This window comes from Sphingomonas sp. CCH5-D11 (assembly GCF_001557395.1).
Taxonomy (GTDB): domain Bacteria; phylum Pseudomonadota; class Alphaproteobacteria; order Sphingomonadales; family Sphingomonadaceae; genus Sphingomonas.
Genome location: NZ_LSKH01000277.1, coordinates 1 through 1,938, shown reverse-complemented (window position 1 = coordinate 1,938; position 1,938 = coordinate 1). Strand labels below are relative to the sequence as shown.

The 1,938-nt window shown below is 66.6% G+C and carries 3 protein-coding genes; 2 read left to right on the top strand and 1 reads right to left on the bottom strand.

Annotation, left to right across the window (positions count from 1 at the left end; all coding sequences use genetic code 11):
* Both AX702_RS17130 and AX702_RS17125 read left to right on the top strand, forming a co-directional pair.
* A partial coding sequence (locus tag AX702_RS17130) for a ferritin-like domain-containing protein (protein WP_197420663.1) occupies positions 1 to 478 on the top strand: 478 nt, incomplete at its 5' end.
* A 52-nt stretch (positions 479 to 530) separates the two neighbouring features.
* Complete coding sequence (locus AX702_RS17125; protein ID WP_066781582.1) at positions 531 to 1,556, top strand: ferritin-like domain-containing protein; 1,026 nt, start codon at positions 531 to 533, stop codon at positions 1,554 to 1,556.
* A gap of 99 nt (positions 1,557 to 1,655) precedes the next feature.
* On the opposite strand, the gene AX702_RS23490 is transcribed toward AX702_RS17125, so the two are convergent.
* Positions 1,656 to 1,938 (bottom strand): M10 family metallopeptidase C-terminal domain-containing protein (locus AX702_RS23490; RefSeq protein ID WP_197420662.1); only part of this gene is annotated, 283 nt, incomplete at its 5' end.

The following is a 1,938-nucleotide window of genomic DNA, read 5'->3' as shown; positions in this document are numbered from 1 at the left end:
CCCCTATGCCGATCCCAACAGCTTCCTGCTCGGCGCGTTCATCTTCGAGGATGTCGGCGTCACCGCCTATAAGGGCGCTGCGCCGCTGATTTCGAACAAGACGTTCCTTGAGGCGGCCGCCGGCATCCTGGCGGTGGAGGCGTATCACGCGGCGATCGTCCGCACGACGCTTTATGCCAAGGGCGTCAGCGCCCTGGTCGATGCGACGGAGAAGATCTCCACCGCCCGCGATACGCTGGACGGCAGCCCGGCCGAGGATCGCGTGCGCGGCATTGCGCCTGACGCGGATCAGGGGATCGCTCCGTCGGGCAGCGGCGCGACGCTGACGTCCAATATCGCGCCGCTCAACGTCAATGGCCTCGCCTACAGCCGAACGACGGGCCAGGTGCTCAACATCGTCTATCTCAATGCCGCCAGTGCCACGATGGGCGGCTTCTTCCCCAATGGCGTGAACGGCAACATCCGGTCCACCGCATGAGCGTGGCTGCGCTTCCATCGGCTCTTTTCACGCTTTTTCCGGGACACAGACCATGATCGACCATCGCAAGGCCCTCGACATTCTCGCCGCTTCCGACGCGCGGCGGGCGGCGCGGCGCCGTTTCATCAAGGTGGCGGGCGGCAGCACGCTGGCGCTGACTGGCGCCACCTTGCTGTCCGGCTGTTTCGACGATGATGACGACAATATCTTCGCGCCGACACCCACCCCGACGCCAACGCCCACGCCAACGGCGGCGCCGGTGACCGACGCCGATATCCTCAATCTCGCGCTGAACCTCGAGTATCTCGAGGCGCAATTCTATCTTTTCGCCGTCAACGGCACCGGCCTTGCGGCGGCGCAGACGGCGAGCGGGAGCGGCGCTGCCGGCGGGACCGTCACCGGCGGCGCGAGGGTGGACTTTTCCGGCGATCCGCTGGTTGGTGCCTATGCGCGCGAGATCGCGGCCGACGAGGCGGCGCATGTCGCCTTCCTGCGCACCGCGCTCGGATCCGCCGCCGTGGCGATGCCCAACATCAACATCTCGGGCGACGCCAATGGCGCCTTTACCGCGGCGGCGCGTGCTGCCGGCGTGGTCGGGGCGAACGAGACGTTCAATCCCTATTCCTCGCCCGAGAACTTCCTGCTCGGCGCCTATCTGTTCGAGGACGTGGGGGTGAGCGCCTACAAGGGCGCTGCGCCGCTGCTGTCGAGCAAAGTGTATCTGGAGGCGGCGGCGGGCATTCTGGCGGCGGAGGCCTATCATGCGGGGCTGGTGCGCACCGTGCTCTACGCCAAGGGAATGTCGACCGCGGCGCTGGTGACCGCCACCACCAGGATCTCCGACGCGCGCGACGTGCTCGACAAGAACGGGGACTCCGACCAGGGGATCGCCGGCAGCAACGGCGCCTCGAACATCGTCCTCGCCGATGGCGATGGCGTCGCCTACAGCCGCAACAGCCAGCAGGTGCACAATATCGTGTACCTCAACGCGACCGGTGCCAATGTGAACGGCGGCGGCTTCTTCCCCAATGGCACGAACAACGGCAATCCCAGCCTGCGCGTGGGCCTGCCGTCCTGATCGACGCGTGACGCAGTGAAAAGGGCGGTCGATCGCGTGGATCGACCGCCCTTTCCTGTCGCCGACCGGGGCAGCGCCGAAGCGCCGCCCCAACCGCCTTCAGAGAATATAGTCGCTTGCCACCGGCGGGCCCGCGTTCGTCAGCGTGATGGTGAAATCGGGCGTCAGATCGCCCGTGACATTGACGAACAAGGTCGTGTTCGCGCCGTTCGTCACGGCGGTCACATCCTCGGCGGCGATGTCGAACGCGCTGAGGTCGATCTTGTCCGTGCCCGATACGAAGTCGACGATCGTGTCATCGCCCGGCGTGTCGCGGAACACGAACGTGTCGTTGCCGGCACCGCCGAGCAGCTGGTCATCACCCAGCCCGCCGATCAGCCGG